17 protein-coding genes are annotated in these 20,630 nt (G+C 62.1%); all 17 read left to right on the top strand.

Annotated elements, in window-relative coordinates:
• The first annotated feature begins 4 nt into the window (after positions 1–4).
• The 17 genes from nuoN (at position 5) to rseP (ending at position 20,520) form a co-directional block, all read left to right on the top strand.
• Positions 5–1,444: an NADH-quinone oxidoreductase subunit NuoN gene (gene nuoN / locus I2H36_RS03940; protein ID WP_196262529.1), complete on the top strand. Its 1,440-nt coding sequence runs from the start codon at positions 5–7 to the stop codon at positions 1,442–1,444.
• A 2-nt stretch (positions 1,445–1,446) separates the two neighbouring features.
• Entirely contained in the window at positions 1,447–2,277 is an 831-nt protein-coding gene (locus I2H36_RS03945) for a biotin--[acetyl-CoA-carboxylase] ligase (protein WP_343234388.1), read from the top strand.
• Positions 2,277–3,950, top strand: a complete 1,674-nt coding sequence (locus I2H36_RS03950) for a ribonuclease J (RefSeq protein ID WP_196262530.1) — start codon at positions 2,277–2,279, stop codon at positions 3,948–3,950. Before I2H36_RS03945 ends, I2H36_RS03950 begins: the two co-directional genes overlap by 1 nt.
• Positions 3,951–3,976: 26 nt before the next feature.
• The gene (gene mce, locus I2H36_RS03955; RefSeq protein WP_196262531.1) at positions 3,977–4,381 is read left to right on the top strand and encodes a methylmalonyl-CoA epimerase; all 405 of its coding nucleotides are present in this window, start codon (positions 3,977–3,979) and stop codon (positions 4,379–4,381) included.
• Between the two features lie 10 nt (positions 4,382–4,391).
• Positions 4,392–4,727 (top strand): DUF1467 family protein, encoded by a 336-nt coding sequence (locus I2H36_RS03960; RefSeq protein WP_343234389.1) that lies wholly within the window; start codon positions 4,392–4,394, stop codon positions 4,725–4,727.
• A 393-nt stretch (positions 4,728–5,120) separates the two neighbouring features.
• Positions 5,121–6,449, top strand: a complete 1,329-nt coding sequence (gene proS, locus I2H36_RS03965; RefSeq protein WP_196262533.1) for a proline--tRNA ligase — start codon at positions 5,121–5,123, stop codon at positions 6,447–6,449.
• 5 nt (positions 6,450–6,454) lie between these two features.
• Positions 6,455–7,744 carry a lipoprotein-releasing ABC transporter permease subunit gene (locus I2H36_RS03970; protein ID WP_196262534.1) on the top strand — a complete coding sequence of 430 codons (1,290 nt, stop codon included), beginning with the start codon at positions 6,455–6,457 and terminating at the stop codon, positions 7,742–7,744.
• A gap of 2 nt (positions 7,745–7,746) precedes the next feature.
• Complete coding sequence (locus I2H36_RS03975) at positions 7,747–8,442, top strand: ABC transporter ATP-binding protein (RefSeq protein WP_196262535.1); 696 nt, start codon at positions 7,747–7,749, stop codon at positions 8,440–8,442.
• 393 nt (positions 8,443–8,835) lie between these two features.
• Entirely contained in the window at positions 8,836–12,309 is a 3,474-nt protein-coding gene (gene dnaE / locus I2H36_RS03980) for a DNA polymerase III subunit alpha (protein ID WP_196262536.1), read from the top strand.
• Positions 12,310–13,009: 700 nt separating this feature from the next.
• Positions 13,010–14,035 (top strand): 30S ribosomal protein S2, encoded by a 1,026-nt coding sequence (locus I2H36_RS03985; RefSeq protein WP_196262537.1) that lies wholly within the window; start codon positions 13,010–13,012, stop codon positions 14,033–14,035.
• A 105-nt stretch (positions 14,036–14,140) separates the two neighbouring features.
• Positions 14,141–15,070, top strand: coding sequence for a translation elongation factor Ts (gene tsf / locus I2H36_RS03990; RefSeq protein ID WP_196262538.1), 930 nt, complete (start codon positions 14,141–14,143; stop codon positions 15,068–15,070).
• Between the two features lie 73 nt (positions 15,071–15,143).
• Positions 15,144–15,857: a UMP kinase gene (gene pyrH / locus I2H36_RS03995; RefSeq protein WP_425523267.1), complete on the top strand. Its 714-nt coding sequence runs from the start codon at positions 15,144–15,146 to the stop codon at positions 15,855–15,857.
• A 70-nt stretch (positions 15,858–15,927) separates the two neighbouring features.
• On the top strand, positions 15,928–16,488 hold the full coding sequence (frr, locus tag I2H36_RS04000; protein WP_196262539.1) for a ribosome recycling factor: 561 nt from the start codon (positions 15,928–15,930) through the stop codon (positions 16,486–16,488).
• Positions 16,489–16,519: 31 nt separating this feature from the next.
• On the top strand, positions 16,520–17,287 hold the full coding sequence (locus I2H36_RS04005; protein WP_196262540.1) for an isoprenyl transferase: 768 nt from the start codon (positions 16,520–16,522) through the stop codon (positions 17,285–17,287).
• Positions 17,288–17,289: 2 nt separating this feature from the next.
• Positions 17,290–18,147, top strand: a complete 858-nt coding sequence (locus I2H36_RS04010; RefSeq protein ID WP_196262541.1) for a phosphatidate cytidylyltransferase — start codon at positions 17,290–17,292, stop codon at positions 18,145–18,147.
• A 6-nt stretch (positions 18,148–18,153) separates the two neighbouring features.
• On the top strand, positions 18,154–19,338 hold the full coding sequence (dxr, locus tag I2H36_RS04015) for a 1-deoxy-D-xylulose-5-phosphate reductoisomerase (RefSeq protein ID WP_196262542.1): 1,185 nt from the start codon (positions 18,154–18,156) through the stop codon (positions 19,336–19,338).
• 18 nt (positions 19,339–19,356) lie between these two features.
• Positions 19,357–20,520 (top strand): RIP metalloprotease RseP, encoded by a 1,164-nt coding sequence (gene rseP, locus I2H36_RS04020; protein ID WP_196262543.1) that lies wholly within the window; start codon positions 19,357–19,359, stop codon positions 20,518–20,520.
• Positions 20,521–20,630 lie beyond the last annotated feature (110 nt).

Below are 20,630 nucleotides of genomic sequence, written 5' to 3' on the forward strand. Positions count from 1 at the left end.
CACGATGAACCCCGCCCTCACCATTCCCGCTTTCGGCCCCCTGCTGCCAGAGATCCTCATGGCGGCCGGAGCCCTCGTCATGGTCCTGTTCGGCGCCATCCGCGGCGAGCGGCCGGGCTACGGCATGAACATCATCGCCTTGGCGCTTCTGGCCGTCACCTTCGTGGCGGTGCTGATGCTGCCGAGCGAGCGTGTCGAGACCATGGGTGGCTCCTTCGTGATCGACGGCTTCGCCAAGTTCATGAAGGCCCTGACGCTTATCGCATCCGCCGGCGGCGTGATCCTATCGTTGGACTACATGCGCCGGGAGGGTATCAGCCGCTTCGAGTATCCGATCCTGATCGTCCTCTCGACCATCGGCATGATGATGGTGATCTCGGCCAATGACCTGATTGCCCTTTATATCGGCCTTGAGTTGCTGAGCCTGTCGTCCTACGTGATTGCCGCCTTCGACCGTGACAACGTGCGCTCGACCGAGGCCGGCCTGAAGTACTTCGTGCTCGGCTCGCTCTCGTCCGGCATGCTGCTTTACGGTGCGTCCCTCGTCTATGGCTTTTCCGGCAGCATTTCCTTCCCGGTGATCGCCACGGCCCTGCAGGGCAATGTCGGCATTGGTGCCATTGTCGGTCTCGTTTTCGTGGCCGCCGGCATTGCCTTCAAGATCTCCGCTGTGCCGTTCCATATGTGGACGCCGGACGTTTACGAGGGCTCGCCCACGCCGGTTACCGCCTTCTTCGCCGCTGCTCCCAAGATGGCCGGCATGGCCATGGCCACCCGCGTGTTCATCGATGCCTTCCCGGGCATCCTGGTGCAATGGCAGCAGATCATCGTCTTCATCTCGATCGCCTCCATGGCGCTCGGCTCTTTCGCGGCCATTGGCCAGCGCAACATCAAGCGCCTGATGGCCTATTCCTCCATCGGCAACGTGGGCTATGCGTTGATCGGGCTCGCAGCCGGCACGGCTGAGGGCATTCAGGGCGTCATCGTCTATATGGCGATCTACCTTGCCATGACGCTTGGCACCTTCGCGGTCATTCTCGGCATGCGCCGCGGCAACGTGATGTACGAGACTGTGGACGATCTCTCCGGAATGGCGCGTACGCATCCGGTGCTCGCCTTCTGCCTCGGCATGATGATGTTCTCGCTCGCGGGCATTCCGCCGCTCGCCGGCTTCTTCGCCAAGTTCGCCGTGTTTAACGCGGCCATCGAGGCCGACCTGGTGGCTCTCGCCATCATCGGCGTCGTCACCAGCGTCATCGGCGCTTACTACTACCTGCGCATCGTGAAGGTGATGTATTTCGATGAGCCGGTCGAGCGCTACGAGACCATGCCGGCAGGCGTGAAGCTGGTGCTTGCCCTTTGCAGCGTTTTCGTCGTCCTCTTCGGCATCGTTCCTTCGCCGCTCGTGGCGGCTGCGCGGGCTGCCGCGAGCTCCCTGTTCTGATCGTGCACCTGTCGCCCGAGACCGAGTCCGCCGGATACAGGCTGGTTTCCCTCGAGGCGACAGGCTCGACGAACGATGATGCGCTCCAAGCCGCTCGGTCAGGCGATCCAGGACAGCTCTGGATCACCGCCGCCGAACAGCTGGCGGGCAGGGGGCGGCACGGCCGGCAATGGTCGTCGCCTCGAGGCAACCTCTATGCCAGCCTTCTGCTCATCGATCCCTGTGACGTGGCTTGCGCACCGCAGCTCGGCTTCGTGGCGGGTCTCGCCCTTCACGAAGCCGTAGAGGCGGTCACCGGCCTTGGCGCTCCGCGCCTCGCCCTCAAATGGCCGAACGACCTCCTGCTCGACGGGGCCAAGGTCTCGGGGCTTCTCCTCGAAGGGCACGGGCTTCAGCCGGGGGGACAGCTCGCCATTGTGATCGGCTTCGGGGTAAACGTATCGTTCGCTCCCTCCGGTACGCCGTATCCGGCAGCAAGCCTGCAGCAGGTGAAGGCGAGCCTGACCCGGAATGAGGTTTTTCTCTCACTCTCTTCCGCCTTTGCCGCAACTTTCGCGGCGTGGCGGACATCCTCCCGCATGAACACGTCCGATCCATTTGGCGCCATTCGCAGGCTCTGGCTTGAGCGCGCCGCTGGGATAGGGCAGGAGGTCACCCTCCGGCTACCCTCAGGTGAGCGGCGGGGTGTCTTCGAAGGGCTCGACCGGTTTGGACGCCTGCAACTCAAGGGCAGTGCCGGCGTGGAACTCATCGACGCGGGCGACCTTTATTTTCCCAATTTGCTGCACGATATAGCCAAGCCGAGCGCTGGCGCGAAAAGGTCTCAATATTAATGGCTTCCCACCAGGACGAATTGGTTTTTCTCCCCCTCGGCGGTCTCGGCGAGATCGGCATGAACGCGGCCTTGTACGGCTTTGGGCCCGAGAACGACCGACAGTGGATCCTTGTCGATTGCGGCATGGGCTTTGGCGGTGAAGAGAACCTGCCTGGCATCGACGTCGTCTATCCGGACCTGCGCTTCATCGAGGAGGAGCGCCATAACCTTCTCGGCATCTTCATCACCCACGCCCACGAGGATCACATCGGCGCCCTCGTCGAGATGTGGCCTCGTCTGAACGCACCGGTTTATGCGACGAAGTTCGCCATCGGTCTGCTGGAAACACGCCGCCTGTCGGAGGCTAACGCGCCGAAAGTCGCCCTCAATGAAATCGCGCCGGGTCAGCGCCTGAAACTTGGCCCCTTCGATATCGAGTATGTGCCTGTCGCCCACTCGATTCCGGAATCGAATGCCCTGGCCATTCGGACGCCGCACGGTCTCGTGGTCCATACCGGCGACTGGAAGCTCGACAGCACTCCTTATCTCGGCAGCCTGACGTCGGAGGAGACCTTCCGGGGGCTTGGTGACGAAGGTGTTCTCGCCCTTGTGTGTGACTCGACGAACGTGGTGCGCGAGGGCACGAGCCCCAGCGAGGCCGACGTCTCGCGGAACCTTGCCGCACTGATCAAGGATGCTCCGCACCGGGTGGCGGTGACCACCTTTGCTTCCAATGTCGCCCGCATCCGCTCCGTAGCCGAAGCAGCCCGTGAATGCGGACGCGAAGTGATCGTCGTCGGACGCGCCATGGACCGGGTCGTCGAGGTGGCGAAGGAATGCGGATACCTCGATGATCTGCCCGAGTTCCGCGCGGCGGATAGTTTCGGCTACATGCCGCGCGACAAGGTTGTGGCCATCCTGACGGGCTCTCAAGGGGAGCCTCGTGCCGCTCTGGCCCGCATCGCTCAGGACGAGCATCCGGACATCGCGCTTTCAGCCGGTGATCGGGTGATTTTCTCCTCCCGGGCCATTCCCGGGAATGAGAAGGCAGTCGGCTCCATCATCAACAGCCTCATCGACCAGGGAATCGAGATCATCACGGATCGCACGGAACTGGTTCACGTCTCGGGCCATCCGCGCCGGGGCGAACTCGCCCAGATGTATCAGTGGACGAAGCCCCGCATCGCAATTCCGGCTCACGGCGAGCCCTTGCACCTGAGCGAGCACGCCAAGTTCGCCCGCCAGCAGGGCGTGCAGGAAGTGGTTCGTGCGAAGAACGGCAGCTTGGTGCGCCTCGCTCCTGGCCCGGCCGAGATTGTCGATACCATTCCGGCAGGACGTCTCTACCGCGATGGGAACATCGTGATCGGGGCAGGAGATCGGGCGCTCCCGGAGCGCCGCAAGCTTGCCTTCGCCGGCATCGTGACGGTCGCGATCGCCATCGACGACCGGGGCGAACTCGTGGGCGATCCAGTGATCGACGCCATGGGCCTCCCAGACAAGAACCGGCAGGGGCGGGACTTGACCGACATTATTGCCGATACTGTTGCGGACCTGCTCGATGGGCTGCCAAAAGCCAAACGACGGGATCCTGAAGCTGTCGAGAACGCCGTTCACCGGGCCGTCCGCGCCTCTGTGAACCAGGAATGGGGTAAGAAGCCTGCCTGCCACGTTCTCGTGATCGAGGCATAAGGCGCCATAGGCCGAAGGAAACCGTAATGATCGGACGTCTCAATCATGTCGCCATTGCCGTGCGCGATATCGCGGCGGCTTCCGAGCTCTATCGCAGCACCCTTGGTGCCCAGGTCTCCGCGCCTGAGGCGCTCGAGGAGCATGGCGTGACAGTGGTTTTCATTACCCTTCCTAACACCAAGATCGAGCTGCTGGAGCCTCTAGGCTCAGAGTCACCCATTGCCCGATTTCTGGAGAAGAACCCGGACGGCGGCATCCACCATATCTGCTATGAAGTGGATGACATCAACGCTGCACGGGACCAGCTTGTGAATTCCGGGGCTAGGGTGCTCGGCTCAGGCGAGCCGAAGATCGGAGCTCATGGAAAACCCGTGCTTTTCCTGCACCCCAAGGACTTCAACGGCACCCTTGTCGAACTTGAACAAGCCTGAGGACAAGCTGTTGATAAGCCTCGTCAAAACTCTTGCTGGCTCGTTCTGGTCCACGCTGGCCGTAGTGATAGTCGTCTCCGCGATTGCCGTTGCCGTCGCGGTCAACGGCTTCGACTTGCGGGTGAGCGGCGGCTTGGCCCTCTACTTCGTGATCTGGTGGGTTCTGCTTTTTGCCGTTCTGCCCTTCGACGTCCGCAGTCAGAGGGAGACCGGTGAAGTGGTCCGAGGCAGCGAGCCGGGAGCGCCGGCGCTTCCCGCCCTGCGCGAAAAGGCGATCTGGACGACACTTGTTGCTTCAGTGGTGTTGGTGATCGTCGCGGCAGTCTTCCCTTTGGCGGGACTTTAGAGAACTCCGACAAGGAGCCAAAAAAGAAAAGCAAGGCTTTCGCCTTGCCTGAACTGCCTTTTGGCAATTTTTGATCCCTGGCTTTCTTAGGCCAGCGCCTGTTTGGCGCTTAGGGGTCTTGTTCCTCCCGAAACTCGGACCGCAGCCTCTGACCCCTTAAGGTCTAAAGACGTTAGGATTTTGTTTATAGTCACCTTCCGTTGGGGTGTCACCTTTCCCAAGCCACCGATGGTGCAAATTTCGGCATTTTCGGTATTCATCTTTGGTCTAATTTATATCACCGCAGGCCCTGCGAACTGATGACAGCTTGTCTTTTGCCCGGGGCCTGTGTTGTGTGCTGGAAACGAGTCGTTACTCAGCTTTTGTTCAGATCGAGACCTTAAAAGGCGTCCCATGCGTTTGAGCCGCTACTTTCTCCCCATTCTCCGCGAGACGCCCAAAGAAGCGGAGATCGTCTCCCACCGCCTGATGCTGCGCGCGGGCATGATCCGCCAGGAATCGGCAGGCATCTACGCTTGGCTGCCCCTGGGGCTAAGGGTGCTGAACAAAGTGAACGCCATCGTCCGAGAGGAGCAGAACCGCTCCGGCGCCGTCGAGCTTCTTATGCCGACGATTCAGTCGGCGGATCTGTGGCGCGAGTCGGGCCGCTATGACGCCTATGGCAAGGAGATGCTGCGCATCCAGGACCGGCACGAGCGCGAGATGCTGTTCGGCCCCACCAATGAGGAGATGGTCACGGAGATCTTCAGGGGCTATGTGCGTTCCTACAAAGACCTGCCCCTGAATCTTTATCACATCCAGTGGAAGTTCCGCGACGAGGTGCGTCCGCGCTTCGGCGTCATGCGCTCGCGCGAGTTCCTGATGAAGGACGCCTATTCCTTCGATCTGGACCAGGCTGGGGCCGTCCATTCCTACAACAAGATGTTCGTGGCGTACCTGCGCACCTTCGCCCGGATGGGCCTAAAGGCCATTCCTATGCGGGCGGACACGGGACCCATCGGCGGAAACTTAAGCCACGAGTTCATCATCTTGGCCTCGACGGGTGAGAGCGAGGTGTTCTGCCACGCCGATTACCTGAACTTCGACATCCCGGCGGTGGATACCAATTTCGATGATATCCCCGGCCTGCAGAGCACCGTCGACAAGTGGACGTCGCTCTATGCCGCCACCTCCGAGATGCATGATGCCGCCGCCTTCGATGCCGTTCCGGACGAGAAGAAGATGTCCGCGCGCGGTATCGAGGTCGGTCATATCTTCTATTTCGGCACCAAGTATTCCGAGCCCATGGGCGCGCGAGTCATGGGGCCGGACGGGCAAGAGCGGGACGTCCATATGGGCTCCTACGGCATTGGCCCCAGCCGCCTGATCGCCGCCATCATTGAGGCGAGCCACGACGAGAACGGAATCATCTGGCCTGAGGCCGTGGCGCCCTTCGATGTGGCGATCCTCAACCTTAAGGCAGGCGACGCCGGTACGGACGCTGCCTGCGAGCGGCTCTATCGCGAGCTCTCCGCCGCTGGACGCGACGTGCTCTACGATGATCGCGACGAGCGCCCCGGTGGAAAGTTCGCCACCGCCGACCTCATCGGCGTGCCGTGGCAGGTGGTGATCGGACCGAAGGGGCTTGCGGAAGGCAAGGTGGAGTTGAAGCGCCGTGCCACCGGCGAGCGCGAGACACTGTCCCTCGAGGATGTGTCCGCCCGCCTGAGCGGCCATCAATAATCTCCATGGCCAAGGCACCGGAAACCAAAACGGCACCTACAGGGACTAAGCCCTTCTCTCTGTTCGAGTGGATGCTGGCCGGGCGCTACCTGCGCACGCGGCGGCGGGAAGGCTTCGTTTCGGTCATCGCCGGTTTCTCGTTCCTTGGGATCATGCTCGGCGTTGCCACTCTGATCGTGGTGCTCTCGGTCATGAACGGCTTTCGCAAGGAGCTGCTCGACAAGATCGTCGGCATCAACGGCCATATCTTCGTGGCGCCTATAGAAAGCCCTCTGACCGACTACCCGGAGGTGGCCGCGCGCATCGCCGCCGTGCCAGGTGTTAGGCGCGCCATTCCGCTGGTGGAGGGGCAGGCCTTCGGCTCCTCGCAATACAACGGCAGCGGTGTTCTTGTGCGCGGCATTCGCCCCGAGGATCTGCAGAAGATCGAGCACATCTCCGGCAATATCCGTCAGGGCACGCTCGATGATTTCGATGAAGGCGAGGGGGTGGCGATCGGCCGGCGTCTCGCCGATGCCCTCTCGCTTCAGGCCGGCGATACCTTCACGCTGATTACCCCGCGCGGGGCCTCCACGCCCTTCGGCACGGCGCCGCGGGTGAAGGGCTATCCGGTGAAGGCGATCTTCGAGATCGGCATGTCGGAGTTCGACTCCACCTTCGTGTTCATGCCGCTGACGGAGGCGCAGAATTATTTCAACCGCCAGGGCGACGTGCAACTGATCGAGGTCTATCTCGACAATGCAGATCGGGTGGACGAGGCCCGGGTGGCCATCGACGAGGCGGCAGGACGTCCGATCCTGATGACCGACTGGCGCCAGCGCAACCGCACCTTCTTCGGCGCCCTCGAGGTCGAGCGCAACGTGATGTTCCTCATCCTCACGCTGATCGTGCTGGTGGCGGCGCTCAATATCATCTCGGGCCTCATCATGCTCGTGAAGGACAAGTCGGAGGATATCGCGATTCTGCGGACCATGGGGGCGACACGTGGCGCCATCATGCGCGTGTTCCTGATCACCGGAGCCTCCATCGGCATTGTGGGAACAATCGCAGGCTTCGGCCTCGGTCTCCTGCTCGCGCTCAATGTCGAAACCATTCGCGATGTCATCTCGCGGCTTACGAGCACAAACCTCTTTCCGGCCGAACTCTACTTCCTGAGTCGCCTGCCGGCCGATGTGAATCCCACCGAGGTGGCGACCATCCTCGTCATGGCGATGGTGCTGTCGTTGCTCGCGACCCTCTATCCCTCTTGGCGGGCCGCGAAACTCGATCCCGTCGAGGCGTTGCGTTACGGATAAATATGTCGCCAGCCCAGTCCCAGCCCGCCCTGTACCTGTCGAAAGTCGAGCGCCGCTATCCCCAGGGGGAAAGCTTCCTCGAAGTGCTGCGTGGGGCAGACCTCGCGATTTGGCCGGGCGAGATCGTGGCGCTCGTGGCGCCTTCAGGCACCGGCAAGTCGACATTGCTCCACGTGGCAGGCCTGCTCGAAAAGCCGGACAGCGGCGAGGTCTTTGTCGGGTCGAAACAGACGGCTGCAATGAACGACCAGGACCGCACCCGGGTCAGGCGTGAAGAACTCGGATTCGTCTATCAGTTTCACCATCTCCTGCCGGAGTTCTCCGCCCTGGAGAACGTGGTGATCCCGCAGCTCATCCGCGGCCTGGCGAAGCCTGAAGCACAGAATCGGGCGAAGCAGCTTCTGACCTTCCTGGGGTTGGGCAAGCGCCTCGATCACCGCCCCGGCGAGCTCTCGGGCGGCGAGCAGCAGCGTGTTGCCATTGCCCGCGCGGTTGCCAACGCGCCCCGCCTGCTGCTGGCGGATGAACCCACTGGCAACCTTGACCCGCACACGGCCGACCGAGTTTTCCAGACTCTCGTGGCCATCGTCCGCGCCTCAAAGCTCGCGGCCCTCATCGCCACCCATAACATGGATCTCGCGGCACGCATGGACCGGCGCGTGACCATCCGCGATGGGCTGATCGTTCAACTGCCCTGAGGTTTAAAGCTCTTATTGAAGACTTCGACTGTCGCCCTCTATGGGCCCCGGTCCGCGCGTTTTTGCGCCTTTACGCTTTGTTGACTCCGTCTCGAAGCCGAACCCTGCACAGGTTTTACACAGAACATCCAATGAACAAATATGAACATATTGGGAACACGGAGATCAAACCATGCTTCGCTTCATCATCGAGACCACCGCCGAAATCGCTTCGCTCGCCATGTTCGGCTCGGCCGTGGCAATCTGGGCTCTGGTCCTTTCTCCCATCGCTTGATACCGGGAATCCACAACAACCCACCGCGATTCACAGGAACATAGTCCTCTACATCCTGGGTTAGGATTTCTGAGGAAAGAATCGTGTCACTATGCGTGTCATTGAGTGAGTAGAGTTTCATGGCGCGCATTCTTCACGACATCGGCTTCGTTCATCTTCACGTGCATTCCTCGTATTCGTTGCTCGAGGGTGCCCTGAAGATCGCGCAACTGACGAAACTCGCCGCCGCCGACAAGCAGCCGGCGCTGGCGCTCACCGACACCAACAATCTCTTCGGCGGTCTCGAATTTTCCGAGAAAATGGCGGGTTCCGGCATCCAGCCCATCGCCGGCGTCCAGCTCTCGGTCTGCTTCGAGGAGGCGGACCCAGTGGCCCGCGTGGTGCCAAAACCCGCCAACATCGTGCTGCTCGCGCAGAACGAAGAAGGCTATCGCAACCTCATGCGCCTTGTGAGCCACGCCTATTTCGGCGTGCCGCTGGGCGAAAACCCGCGCGTTGCCGCTCCCGTCCTGTCCACCCATAGTCAGGGGATCATCGCGCTTACAGGCGGCTTTACGGGGCCGCTCGACAGCGCCTTGCGCAATGGTGGGCGTCAGGATTTGGCCCAGACTCGCCTCGATATCCTGAAGGAAGCCTTCGGCCATCAGCTCTATATCGAGATCCAGCGCCACGGGCTGGAGGACGAGCGCCTGATCGAGGGCGAGTTGCTGACGCTCGCCGACCGCAACGGCCTGCCGATCGTTGCCGCCAACGAACCCTTCTTCTCGTCAGTGAAAGACTACGAAGCGCACGATGCGCTGCTCGCCATTGCGGAAGGACAGATCGTCTCAAACCCGGATCGCCGCCGCCTCTCGCCGGAGCACCATTTCAAGACGCGCCAGCAGATGGTGGAGCTGTTTGCGGATCTGCCGGATGCTCTGCAGGCGAGCGTCGAGATCGCCATGCGATGCGCGACGCGCGTGAAGACCCGCAAGCCAATCCTGCCGAGTTTCGGCACCGGCCCCGACGCAGCCACTCTCGACGAAGGCGAGGAGCTTCAGCGTCAGGCGGAAGAAGGCCTTGCCAAGCGTCTTGCCGCCCATGGCCCGGCGCCGGGGCTGACGGAGCAGATCTATCGCGACCGCCTGGCCTTCGAGGTTGGCATCATCCGCAGGATGCAGTTCCCGGGTTACTTTCTCATCGTGGCGGACTTCATCAAATGGGCGAAGGACCATGATATTCCGGTCGGTCCGGGCCGTGGTTCCGGCGCGGGCTCGCTCGTGGCCTATGCGCTCACCATCACCGATCTCGATCCCTTGCGTTTCAGTTTGCTCTTCGAGCGCTTCCTGAATCCGGAGCGCGTGTCGATGCCCGACTTCGACATCGACTTCTGCGTCGATGGCCGCGAGCGCGTGATCCAATACGTGCAGCAGCGCTACGGCGAAGAGCAGGTCGCCCAGATCATCACCTTCGGTACGCTGCTTGCCCGCGGCGTGCTGCGCGACGTTGGCCGCGTTCTGGAAATGCCCTACGGCCAGGTGGATAAACTCACCAAGCTCGTGCCGCAGAACCCAGCCAATCCGGTGACGCTCGCACAGGCAATCGAAGGCGAGCCGAAGCTGCAGACGGCGATCGACGAAGAGCCTGTGGTCAAGCGCATGCTCGACATCGCGCAGAAGCTCGAGGGCCTGCACCGGCATGCCTCGACGCACGCGGCTGGCGTGGTGATCGGCGATCGTCCGTTGCAGGAACTGGTGCCGCTCTACCGAGACCCGAAGACCGGCATGCGGGTGACCCAGTTCAACATGAAATGGGTCGAGCAGGCCGGCCTCGTGAAGTTCGACTTCCTCGGCCTCAAGACGCTCACTGTTCTGCGCACAGCCGTTGACCTCATCCGGCGCAAGGGGATCGAGATCGACCTCTCGGCACTGCCTCTCGATGACCGCAAGACCTACGAGATGCTCCAGCGCGGCGAGACGGTCGGCGTGTTCCAGGTTGAATCGGCGGGCATGCGCAAGGCCCTTGTCGAAATGGAGACCGACCGCTTCGAGGACATCATCGCTCTCGTGGCGCTCTATCGTCCGGGTCCGATGGCGAATATCCCGGTCTACTGCGCCCGCAAGCTCGGCAAGGACGAACGCAACAAGAAGGACTGGTACCCGCACGACAAGCTCGAGCCGATCCTGCGTGAGACCTTCGGCATCATCGTCTACCAGGAGCAGGTGATGGAGGTGGCCAAGGTCCTCTCCGGATACTCGCTCGGCGACGCGGACCTTCTGCGCCGCGCCATGGGTAAGAAGATCAAGGCCGAGATGGATGCGCAGCGCGAGCGTTTCGTCTCCGGTGCGAAGGAGGGCGGCCTCGACAAGGCGAAGGCCAACGAGATCTTCGACCTGCTCGCGAAATTCGCCGATTACGGCTTCAACAAGAGCCACGCGGCGGCCTACGCGCTCGTCGCGTTCCAGACCGCCTATCTGAAGGCCAATCACCCGGTCGAGTTCCTGGCCGCGTCCATGACGCTCGATCTCGACAACACCGACAAGCTGTCGGAATTCCGCCGCGAGACACAGCGCCTCGGCTTCAAGGTCATCCCGCCGTCCATCAACCGGTCGGGCGTGGTGTTCGATGTGCAGTATGACGATGAAGGCCAGGGACAGATTCTCTATGCATTGGCTGCCGTCAAAGGTGTGGGCCGGCAGGCCATCGAGAGCGTGATCGAGGCCCGTGGAGACAAGCCCTTCAAGGATCTCGCCGACTTTGCCCGGCGCATCAATCCGCGCATGATCAACAAGCGCACCCTGGAAAACCTGATCGCTGCCGGCGCCATGGACGAGCTGGAGCCGGACCGGGCGAAGGCCTGTGCCTCCGTGGAATCCATGATGAGTCTGGCCCAGCAATCCCACGAAGCAGCCAATGGCGGCATGGCCGATATGTTTGGGGGCGTCGCTTCGGCGGATGTTCAGCTGCGGATCGGATCTTACGACCCCTGGCCGGCGGCCGAGAGGCTCCAGCGGGAGTTTGATGCAGTCGGCTTCTTCCTCTCGGGGCATCCGCTCGACGAGTACGGCGACCTCCTCAAGAAGCTCCGGGTTCAGACTTGGTCTGAGTTCTGCCGTTCCGTGAAGGCAGGCAATTCTGTCGGGCGGGTGGCCGCGACCGTGCTCGATCGCCAGGAGCGGCGCACCAAGACCGGCAATAAGATGGGCATTCTCATGCTCTCCGATCAGACCGGGCAGTATGAAGCCATAATCTTCTCTGAGGGCCTCATGCGCTTTCGTGATGTGCTTGAGCCGGGCGCCGCCGTCGTCCTCATGCTGCAGGCGGGACTCGAGGGCGAGGAGGTGAGGGCGCGAATCGGCATTGCTGAGCCTCTCGAAGAAGCTCTCGCCAAGCACCAGAAGGGTATGCGGATCTTCCTCCGGGATGAACGTCCGATCTCCAGCGTCTGTGAACGGCTGAAGACCCGGGGCGAAGGGGAGGTGTCCTTGGTTCTGATTCTCGACGACGGGGATCGGGAGGTTGAGGTCAAGCTTCCCGGTAAATACATGGCCTCGCCTCAGATTGCCGGTGCCCTCCGGGCCGTGCCTGGAGTGGTAGACGTTCATATGAATTGAGGCAGTGCAGCACTTCTCCCTCGCAGAGAGAGGGTCCGGCCGAGCCAATGTTCCCATTTTGTTCTTGACTTTGGTCCTAAGCTGGGCTATATCATTGGGTAGACCTGCTTCTCTGAGGGGCGCGCTCGCGAGGCGTCGCAGTGTGGGAGCAGGCACGGTCTCGTGCAGAGGTTTCGCAAACCCCTGTGACGGGAGGCCCAGGCTGTGGGCCGGTGGTCGGAATCGGTTCAAGGCCCCCGTCGAGCAGACGGGCCACGCCTTGAGCGGTCACCGGGCTGGTCCCGCCTGTCCGCCTAAAGAAGCCGTGCGCGAAGAGGCACTCCGGCTCTTCCTTCTCACCACCCATCATCGAGCCGAGCTGCCAGTCGCGCCACCCTCGATCACCGCACAGGCTCGCAGCTCACGCTGCGGGCCCCAAGGTGCTGGCTCAATCAGCGTCATCCCGGACGAAGGGCAGGGCAGCGTATATTCCTGTGCCATGGGCCTCAGGCCTGCCCGAGATCTGTCCTGCGATGAAGGGGTCTAAGGCGGGATGGCGCCATGCTCCGGCAGGAGAACGTCCTGCTTGCGTTTCGAGCCGTTTACCCCTATATGCGCCCGCATCCCACACGCGGAATCCCCTCATGAGTCCATGAGGAACCCCCGGTGGCCGGAAGGGTCCGGTCCACTGTTCCGCGGAGGCTTAACCGGAGAATAGACTATGGCGCTTCCTGATTTCTCGATGCGCAGCCTGCTTGAGGCTGGCGCGCACTTTGGACACCAGTCCCACCGTTGGAACCCGAAGATGGGTCAGTTCATCTTCGGTACCCGCAACAACATCCACATCATCGACCTTGCCCAGACGGTTCCGATGCTGCACCGCGCCCTCCAGGCCGTCAGCGACACGGTGGCTAAGGGCGGGCGTGTGCTCTTCGTCGGTACGAAGCGTCAGGCTTCCGATGCAGTCGCCGATGCGGCCAAGCGTTCGGCCCAGTACTACGTGAACTCCCGTTGGCTCGGCGGCATGCTGACCAACTGGAAGACCATCTCCGGCTCGATCTCCCGCCTGCGCAAGGTGGACGAAATCCTTGCCGGCGGCGGCCAGGGCCTCACGAAGAAAGAGCGCCTCATGCTCGCCCGCGAGAAGGAAAAGCTCGAGCGCGCTCTTGGCGGCATCAAGGACATGGGCGGCACGCCCGACCTGATCTTCGTCATCGACACCAACAAGGAGCAGCTGGCGATCCAGGAGGCCAAGCGCCTCGGCATCCCGGTGGCAGCCATCGTCGACACGAACTGCGATCCGGACGGCATCACCTTCCCGGTTCCGGCCAACGACGACGCCGGTCGTGCGATCTCGCTCTATTGCGATCTAGTTGCTCGCGCTGCCCTCGACGGCATCTCCCGCGGTGCCGGTGACATGGGCATCGACATCGGTGCTTCCGAGAACCCGATGGCTGAAGAGCTTCCGGCCAACGACACGGTTGCTGTCCCCGCTTATGAGGGCGAGCAGTTCGAGCGTCTGGCGGCTCCCCGCGGCGCTCCGGATGATCTGACCAAGCTCAACGGTGTTGGCCCGCAGCTCGAGAAGAAGCTCAATGAAGCCGGCATCTTCCACTACTGGCAGCTCGCTGCCATGCAGCCGGCCGATTCCGCTCAGCTCGACAAGGACTTGAAGCTGAATGGCCGTCTCGAGCGCGATGGCTGGATCAACCAGGCCCGCTCGATGATCGAAGCCGCTGCTGCGTAAGCCTCACGGCGCCGCATCGTGCAGCGCCGCTTGAACGAATGATCGAGCCCGGCGTTCCACGAGCGCCGGGCTCCCTCTATGCATAAACCTTTGAAAGGAACAGCCATGGCGAACATTACCGCTGCGATGGTGAAAGAGCTGCGCGAGACGACCAGCGCCGGCATGATGGACTGCAAGGCCGCCCTCGCCGAGACCAACGGTGACATGGAGGCAGCGATCGACTGGCTCCGCAAGAAGGGCCTCTCGAAGGCTGCTAAGAAGGCTGGCCGCGTGGCCGCCGAGGGCCTCGTGGCCGTCGAGTCGTCAGGCCACACCGCGACGATCCTGGAAGTGAACTCCGAGACCGACTTCGTCGCCCGCAACGACGGGTTCCAGGCTTTCGTTCGCGAAGCCGCCAAGATCGGCCTCATGGGCAACGGCACCATCGAGTCGCTTGAGGCTGCCCACTTCCCGGGTTCGCAGACCACCGTGAAGGACCGCCTGCAGGAGCTCATCGCCACCATCGGCGAGAACATGACCCTGCGCCGCATCGCAAAGCTCGAAGTGTCGAAGGGCGTCATTGCGTCCTACGTCCACAATGCCGTCACCGAAGGCCTCGGCAAGATCGGTGTTCTCGTAGCCCTGGAATCCGAAGGTGATGTGACCGTTCTCGGCACGCTCGGCCGCCAGATCGCCATGCACGTGGCCGCCACCAGCCCGGTAGCTCTCGACGCCTCCGGCGTCGATCAGGCGACCATCGACCGCGAGACCGCGATCCTGCGCGACAAGAACGCCGGCAAGCCCGACAACGTCATGCAGAAGATCGTCGAGAGCGGCCTGAAGAGCTACTTCAAGGAAGTCACCCTCCTGGAGCAGCCCTTCGTGCACGACTCGTCGAAGACCGTGTCCCAGGTGCTCAAGGAAGCCGAGTCCAAGGCCGGCAAACCGGTCGCTCTGAAGGCCTTCGTCCGCTATGCCCTCGGCGAGGGCATCGAGAAGGAGGAGGCTCCGGACTTCGCGGCGGAAGTTGCCGCTCAGGCCGGTCTCAAGGCCTAAATCGAGCCCAACTAAAAACGGCGGCTTTCGGGCCGCCGTTTTCATGAGAGGCTTCGAAAAGAAAGGTCTGACGATGGCGACGTTCCGGCGCATCCTGGTAAAACTCTCGGGCGAGGCCCTCATGGCCCCCGACGGGTATTGGCTCGATCCTCAGATCCTGTCCTCCCTGGCAGAAGATCTCGCCCAGGCCACCCGTGCCGGGTTCGAGATCGCGGTTGTCATCGGCGGCGGCAATATCATCCGCGGTGCCCGTATGAGCGCCGCCGGCTGGATCGACCGGCCCACCGCCGATTCTATGGGCATGCTCGGCACGGTCATGAACTCTCTCGCCATCGAGACGGCCCTGAACGCCGCCGGCGTTCCGGCCCGCACCATGTCGGCGGTATCCATGCCGACGATCTGCGAAACCTATGCCCGCCAGCCCGCCCTGCATCACCTGGACAAGGGTCAGGTCGTGGTTCTGGCCGGCGGTACCGGCAACCCGTTCTTCACCACCGATACCGCCGCAGTCCTGCGCGCCGCCGAGCTGCGCTGCGATGCGGTGCTCAAGGCGACCCAGGTGGACGGCGTCTATTCGGCCGATCCCAAGAAAGACCCGAACGCGGTCCGATTCGACCGTCTGACCCATGACGAGGCCATCGCAAGGGACTTGAAGGTCATGGATACGGCGGCCTTTGCCCTGGCTCGCGAGAGCAGGCTGTCGATCATCGTGGGTTCGGTTCATGCTCCCAGCTCCATCACGGCGCTTCTCCAGGGGAAAGTGCCTTCTACGGTCGTCGCCCCTTGATCCAGGGGTCTTGATGCTGGACCCTGGGGGGCGTAAGCCCGTTTAGACAGTTCGCGTAAGGACAAAACCGATGGCTACGACCTTTGATATCGCCGATGTGAAGCGCCGCATGCAGGGCGCGATCAACGCATTCAAGAACGACTTGGCCAGTCTCAGGACGGGGCGCGCCTCCCCGAATCTGCTCGATCCGATCCAGATCGATGCCTATGGCGCATCGATGCCGATTTCGCAGGTGGCTACCGTGAACGTGCCGGAGCCGCGCCTGCTCAGCGTCCAGGTCTGGGATCGGGGCATGGTCGCTGCCGTGGAGAAGGCGATCCGCGAGTCGGATCTCGGCCTCAATCCCCAGACGGAAGGCCAGGTGATCCGCCTGCGCATCCCGGAGATGAACGAGCAGCGCCGCAAGGAGATGGTGAAGGTCGCGCACAAATATGCCGAAGAGGCGAAGGTTGCCGTTCGTCACGTGCGCCGCGACGGCCTCGACCTCCTCAAGAAGCTTGAGAAGGACAGCGCGATCAGCGAGGATGACGGCAAGCGCCATGCGGACCAGGTGCAGAAGGCGACTGATCAGTTCGTAACCGAGATCGACGGCATTCTGGTCGCCAAGGAAAAGGAAATCATGCACGTCTGATCCTTAAAGGCGTGCATTGGAACAGGACATCATGAGCGGCGAAGCCAAACGGATGGATCCAGGCTTTGCCTGCAGGGAAGCAGGCGAGGGGATGCCGGCCCATGTTGCCATCATCATGGATGGCAATGGCCGCTGGGCTGCTCAACGGGGCCTTCCCCGCTTCGAGGGGCACCGGCGCGGCGTCGAGGCAATCCGCCAGGCCGTGCGCACGGCGGGAGCCCTGGGGATCCGCTACCTGACGGTTTACAGCTTCTCCGCTGAAAACTGGCGGCGCCCGGCTGAAGAGGTCTCGGACCTCATGGGCCTGCTCAAGCGCTTCGTCAGGCATGACCTGGCGGAGCTTCACGCCAACAACATCCGGGTCAGGATTATCGGAGAGCGGGAGGGGTTGGCCTCCGACATCCGCCTTCTCCTGGATGAGGCCGAGCAGCTTACCCGTTCCAATACCGGTCTGACTCTGGTGATCGCCTTCAATTATGGGGGGCGTCAGGAGATCGTGAGCGCCGTGCGGGCGCTGGCCCTGCGAGTGAAGGAAGGCGGTCTCGATCCAGCCGAGATCGACATGGACAAAATCGAGGCGGCACTCGATACCCACGGCATACCGGATCCGGACCTGGTCATCCGGACGTCCGGCGAGCAGCGGGTTTCGAACTTTTTGACCTGGCAGACCGCCTATTCGGAGTTCATCTTCCTGCCATGCTACTGGCCTGATTTCGACGAGGCCGCATTCCGGTCCGCCGTCGACGAGTATTGCAGACGCGACCGCCGGTTCGGTGGATTGAGCGTCCGGGCTGGCTGATAATGGTTGCGGACGAAGGCTCCTCGCCACCTCATCCCAAGCCGGTCCCATCCAAGGAACTGTCGACCAGGGTTCTATCCGCCCTGGTCATGGTGGCCGCCGCGCTTCTCACGGCCTACCTGGGCGGCTGGGCCTTTTCCCTGTTCTGGCTGGCTGCCGGAATCGCGATTGTGGTGGAATGGACCGACATGACGGCGATCCAGCCCCGTCGTCTTGTCCAAGTCATTCTCGGTGTCGGCTTAGCAGCCTTGACGCTCCTCGTTCTGCTCGGTGCTGAGGTTTGGTTTTATCTGGCCGTAAGTGTTGCCTTTCTGGCAGTCGGGACCTTTGCCGTGTCCGATGCTCGGAAACGTATTTGGGCCATTTCCAGCTTTCTCTACGCGGCTCCGATCATCCTCGTCCCGCCGATCGTGCGAGCTCACCCGGATCTTGGCATCCTTGGCCTGCTCTGGATGTTTGCCGTGGTTTGGGCGACCGATATTGCGGCCTATTTCACGGGTCGGACTCTTGGAGGCCCAAAGCTCTGCCCTCCGATCAGCCCTAAGAAAACTTGGTCGGGCTTCATCGGCGGTGTCGTTGCCGCAACCGCATGCGGGCTGCTAGTAGCCTGGATCGGCCGGCGCTATGACGCTGCCCTTCCTCTGACTTTCACTGGCATCGCAGCTCTTTCCATTGTGGCATCTGTTGCCAGTCAGATTGGCGATCTGGGCGAGTCGGCTCTTAAGCGCCATTGTCAGGTCAAGGATTCGAGCCACCTCATTCCGGGACATGGCGGAGTCATGGATCGGCTCGACGGCTTCTGGGCTGTCTGTGTCATCGTCGCCCTTGTTCTTCTGACCCTTGTTGGTCCCACCGTATAGGCCTTGATGACCCGTTTTCTTACGATCCTTGGAGCAACCGGCTCGATCGGCCGTTCGACGGCGGACGTCGTGCTGGCCCACCGTGATGAGCTCAGGGTCGAGGCTGTCGTGGGCGGCCGCGATGCCCTGGCTCTGGCGGACGTCGCCCGCCGTCTTGGGGCAAAATTCGCAGCCCTTGCCGACGAGCGCGGGGGCGAAGCCTTGCGGCAGGCGCTCTCCGGCACCGGGATCGAGAGCGGAGCGGGGCAGACCGCCGTCTTGGAGGCCGCCGAGCGCGAGGCCGACATCGTCCTTGCAGCGATCAGCGGAACCGCAGGCCTCGCACCGACCCATGCCGCTCTGAAGGCGGGAAGACGGATTGCCCTGGCCAACAAGGAAAGCCTTGTCTGCGCTGGCGATGCCTTCATGGCCGATGCCCGCCGTGTCGGCGCCGAAATCATGCCGGTCGATTCCGAGCATAATGCCCTTGATCAAGCCCTCGCCGCCGGCCTCAACCGGGATGTTGAGAAGGCGATCATCACTGCGACCGGTGGGCCGTTCCGCAATGCGCCGAGGGAGCAGATCGCACGGGCTGATGCCAAGGAGGCCTCGGCCCATCCGGTCTGGTCCATGGGGTCGAAGATCAACATCGACTCCGCCACCTTGATGAACAAGGGCCTTGAACTGATCGAGGCTCACCATCTGTTCGGACTTGAGCCTGAGCGTCTCGATGTGCTGGTGCATCCGGAGGCTATCGTCCACGGCCTCGTCCAATGGAGTGATGGCGCCATCACGGCTGGCCTTGCCTTGCCTGACATGAAGGTCCCTATTGCCAACGCTCTCCGAGAGAACAGGCGCCTGAGGATGGAACTGCCTCGTCTCGATCTTGCCGCGATTGGCCGTTTAAGCTTCGAGCGGCCCGATGAGGGTCGTTTCCCGTGTCTGTCATTGGCCAAGGCGGCTCTCAGGGCCGGAGGCGCAATGCCCACGATCTTGAACGCAGCCAACGAGATCGCCGTCGAGGCCTATTTGGCAGGCGCAATCGGATTCTATGATATATCTGAGATTGTTGAGAAGGTTTGCTCAACGCTCTCTGGAAGACAGATTTTGATGCCGTCGACCGTTGCCGAGGCCTTGGCCATCGACCAGGAAGCCCGGGCAACGGCGCGCAGGCTCATTCCAGCCCCTGTCGAAGCCTCGAAGCTTCGGTAAGGCGCGAAAGGGAAACAGATGGACTTTCTTTCGACGATCAGCGGTGCAACAGGTTCCCTGTTCCTAACCCTGATCTCTTTCCTCGTCGTGCTCACGGTTGTCGTGTTCATCCACGAGTTCGGCCATTTCTGGGTGGGCCGGCTGTGCGGGGTCGGTGTCACCGCCTTCTCCATCGGATTCGGGCGCGAGCTGATCGGCTGGACGGACAAGAAGGGGACGCGGTGGAAGATTTCAGCCATCCCGCTCGGAGGGTACGTTAAGTTCGTCGGCGATCTCAACGCCGCCAGTGTCCCGGACCAGGACCAGCTCGATCAGATGCCTGTCGAGCAGCGTGCCATCAGCTTCCCTCATCAGAACGTCGCCAAGCGGGCTGCCATCGTGGCGGCGGGGCCGATCGCCAATTTCATCCTGGCCATCGCGATCTTCGCGGGCTTCAACTACTTCAATGGACGGGCGGTTCTTGAGCCGCGGATTGAGGCGGTTCAGCCGGGCAGCGCGGCCGAGAAGGCGGGTTTCCAGCCCAAGGATCTGATTCTGACCGTCGATGGCAGGAGCATACAGACCTTTGCCGACATGCAGCTGATTGTCAGCTCCAGCGCGGGCGAGCCTCTCGCGTTCACGGTGGATCGCAATGGCGAAAAGGTTAACCTAACGGCAACGCCGAATTTCGTTGAACGGACCAGCCCGTTCGGCAAGCAGCGGATTGGCCTGCTGGGCGTTGAGGCGTCCCGTGATCCCTCGGCGATCAAGCGCCTGACCTATTCTCCCTGGGGGGCCGTAAAGGCCGCCGTGGTCGAGACCTGGAACCTGGTTGAGCGAACGATTAATTTCATCCGCCGTCTGGTGGTGGGGGTGGAATCGGCCGATCAGCTCTCCGGGCCTATTGGAATCGCCCGGGCTTCCGGGACCGCCTTCGATATCGGCGGGGTCTACAGCCTTGTCAGCCTGATCGGCTTCATGTCGGTCTCCATCGGCCTTATTAACCTTTTTCCCATTCCCCTGCTGGATGGCGGGCATCTCCTGTTCTATGCCATTGAGGCCGTGCGCGGCCGTCCCTTAAGCGAAAAAGCCCAGGAAATCGGCTTCAGGATCGGGTTTGCCCTTGTGGGGATGCTCATGTTGTTCGCCACTTGGAATGATCTTGTTCACCTTGGCACCAGTTTTATGAGCCCGGGATCGTGACAAGGACGCCACGCAGGATAAAAATCGCTACTCTGTTGTGGACGCGCCGTTTGCAATAGCGGCGAAAGTTTGTACAAGCGCTTCACATGGATAAGGTTGGGGGCACTCGT

Origin of the sequence: Microvirga terrestris, from assembly GCF_015694425.1 — a bacterium.
Lineage (GTDB): Bacteria > Pseudomonadota > Alphaproteobacteria > Rhizobiales > Beijerinckiaceae > Microvirga > Microvirga terrestris.